Below are 2,499 nucleotides of genomic sequence, written 5' to 3' on the forward strand. Positions count from 1 at the left end.
ATCCTAAGAGCGTTTGTAACTTTTATGAAGTATAGAGAGCTAAATAACGAAAATACTTAAGCAAGCCATTAATATAGAATCCAAAACACACAATAAAATAGAGATTGTTTATAAGAATATAACAATGTTTATACACAACGTGTTAAAAAAATACAAAAAATATCAAAAAAGATAAAATGTTAATTGACAATAAATACGTATTTTGTTATATAGATACTCAAGTGATTAACAACCACTGATAACTAGCGGGTAGGTTACGAAACAACCCTCCCCATGTCTTTAAAATATACTGACTATCTTTTATGCTTTTATTAGCATATAAGTGATTTTGTCGGGTGTGATCACGCCATACAATACCCTCACGGGGAAAGTGTGATCAACGGACTAGTTACCGTGTTTGTTAGCACCCGGCGCTTTTTAGAGGCGTCAATAACAAACTTTTGAAATAACTAGGAGTTCATTATGAACAATACAGTACAAAGCACCCCCGTTTCCTCTTCACAAAATCAAAAAATTGAAAAAAAATACGAATTTTCTAATGACTGTGCATTGATAAATGATCACTTCGTATATCGAATTAGAGCTTTAAGGGATTTTGGGGATGTAAAGGCTGGCGACCTTGGTGGCTATGTTGAAAGTGAAGAAAACCTTTCTCACAAAGGCGACTGCTGGATTTACGATAAAGCTATGGTTTTCGAAAATGCACGCGTTTTTGGAAATGCCAAGGTAAAAAGCTTTTTTGTTTATATTTATGGCAATGCCAAAATTTATGGCAACGCTATTTTTGAAGGAAGCACCTTAAAAGACAATGCAAGGCTTTATGGCAATGCCCATGTGAGTGGTGCTGCTAATATTGAAGGCAATGCCAAAATTTATGATAATGCTTGTGTGGATGGGCATGCTCATATTTCTGATGAGGCCGTTATTTGTGATAATGCCCATGTTGGAGCAAATGCAAAAATAAGCGGGTCTGCTTATATTTGTGATGAATCTCGTGTATTCGATGATGCCGTTGTTTGTGATGCTCTTATATCAGGAAATTCTTATATTCATAGCAATGCCCATTTAACTCGTGATGATGATATCGAGGATGATGCATATCCCGAATTTGGAAGTGAAGATGATTATTATCGTGATGAATATTATGATGAATATGATCATGATGATGAAGATGATTATGAAGCTGCTTAATTAAGACGGCGCGCGGGGGCGCCTCTCTTTCAAATTTATCTAACAATCCAATTAATTTTATAGAATGGGTTTTCTCATGACCAATACAACTATATCTAAAATTCAAGACACAAAAAAATATGAACTCACTCAGGAAATAATCGAATTTGATGGTCATAAGCTTTATCGCATACGCGCTTTAAGAGATTTTGCTGATGTTAAGGCTGGTCAACTTGGTGGTTTTATTGAAGAGGAAAGCAATCTCTCTCATAAAGGCAATTGCTGGGTTTATGATGATGCCTGTGTTTATGAGAATGCTTATGTCTTCGATAATGCAAAAATTGAAGGCAATGCCAAGGTTTTTGATTGGGCAAAAATTTATGACAATGCAAGGGTTGCTGATCATGCCTTGGTTTTTGGAAAAATTTATGTTTACGATTATGCCTGCGTTTTAAATCATGCTGAGGTATCCGACAGGGCTGTTATAAAAGGTCATGCCAAAATCTATGATAATGCTTTATTGACTGGCTACGCGCAAGCTTATGGCAATGCAAAGATTTTTGGCAATGCTCAGGTTTGGTTTTTTGCTGTAGTTGCGGATGATGCTTGTATTTATGAGAATGCAAAAATTACAGGCTATACACACATTCGTGATCAAGTGAGTGTTTTTGGCAATTCCTATATAGATACAAAAAAATTGAATGGTCATATTAAAATTTGTGATCAAACCATAAAAGACGCTGCGTAAATAATGCCTCTGGCGCGGCGGGGGCGCCCATTACCCTCATTTTCAACTGATAATCTAACGAATGATAGAATGGGTTTTCTCATGACTAATACACTTATGTTTAAAAAATATGAACTCACTGATGAAACTAAAGTTGTTAATGGTATCACTTTACACCGCATTAAAGCTTTAAGGGACTTTTATAATGTCAAAGCTGGCGACCTAGGTGGCTTTATTCAAAAGGAAGAAAATCTCTCTCATGAAGGCAATGCATGGGTTGGTGATGAGGCATGTGTTTATCAAGATGCCCAGATTTGCGATCATGCTCGGGTTTATGAACATGCCAAGGTTTTTGGTAAGGCATGGGTTTTTGGATATGCACAAATTTATGGGCATGCCAAGGTTTGTGGGGATGCTCTCATTTTTGGAACGGCGTGGTTTTCTGGTGATCTAGAACTTCTTTATGATACGGCATGGTCATAACATAACTTGGGAATAATGACCGCGGGCGTGGGGGAGCGCCTTCTCTCTCAAATAAATTTTCATAACAAATTTTTAAACACATTAATTGTGAAGGGACTTGCTATGTTTAAAAAATATAC

3 protein-coding genes are annotated in these 2,499 nt (G+C 36.5%); all 3 read left to right on the plus strand.

All coding sequences use genetic code 11. From position 1 onward, the window contains the following. Nucleotides 1-462: 462 nt before the first annotated feature. The 3 genes from BN67_RS10665 to BN67_RS10675 all read left to right on the plus strand — a co-directional run bounded on the left by BN67_RS10665 (nt 463) and on the right by BN67_RS10675 (nt 2,380). Nucleotides 463-1,191: an LbetaH domain-containing protein gene (locus BN67_RS10665; RefSeq protein WP_019224065.1), complete on the plus strand. Its 729-nt coding sequence runs from the start codon at nt 463-465 to the stop codon at nt 1,189-1,191. Between the two features lie 76 nt (nt 1,192-1,267). Next, complete coding sequence (locus tag BN67_RS10670) at nt 1,268-1,918, plus strand: LbetaH domain-containing protein (RefSeq protein ID WP_019224066.1); 651 nt, start codon at nt 1,268-1,270, stop codon at nt 1,916-1,918. A gap of 81 nt (nt 1,919-1,999) precedes the next feature. After that, complete coding sequence (locus BN67_RS10675) at nt 2,000-2,380, plus strand: hypothetical protein (protein ID WP_033313402.1); 381 nt, start codon at nt 2,000-2,002, stop codon at nt 2,378-2,380. Nucleotides 2,381-2,499: the final 119 nt, after the last annotated feature.

The organism is Bartonella rattaustraliani AUST/NH4 (assembly GCF_000312565.1).
Taxonomy (GTDB): domain Bacteria; phylum Pseudomonadota; class Alphaproteobacteria; order Rhizobiales; family Rhizobiaceae; genus Bartonella; species Bartonella rattaustraliani.

Bases quoted from the DNA above. Each gene is read 5' to 3' on its own strand.
- BN67_RS10665 (WP_019224065.1), top strand. From the start codon at position 463: ATGAACAATACAGTACAAAGCACCCCCGTTTCCTCTTCACAAAATCAA.
- BN67_RS10670 (WP_019224066.1), top strand. From the start codon at position 1,268: ATGACCAATACAACTATATCTAAAATTCAAGACACAAAAAAATATGAA.
- BN67_RS10675 (WP_033313402.1), top strand. From the start codon at position 2,000: ATGACTAATACACTTATGTTTAAAAAATATGAACTCACTGATGAAACT.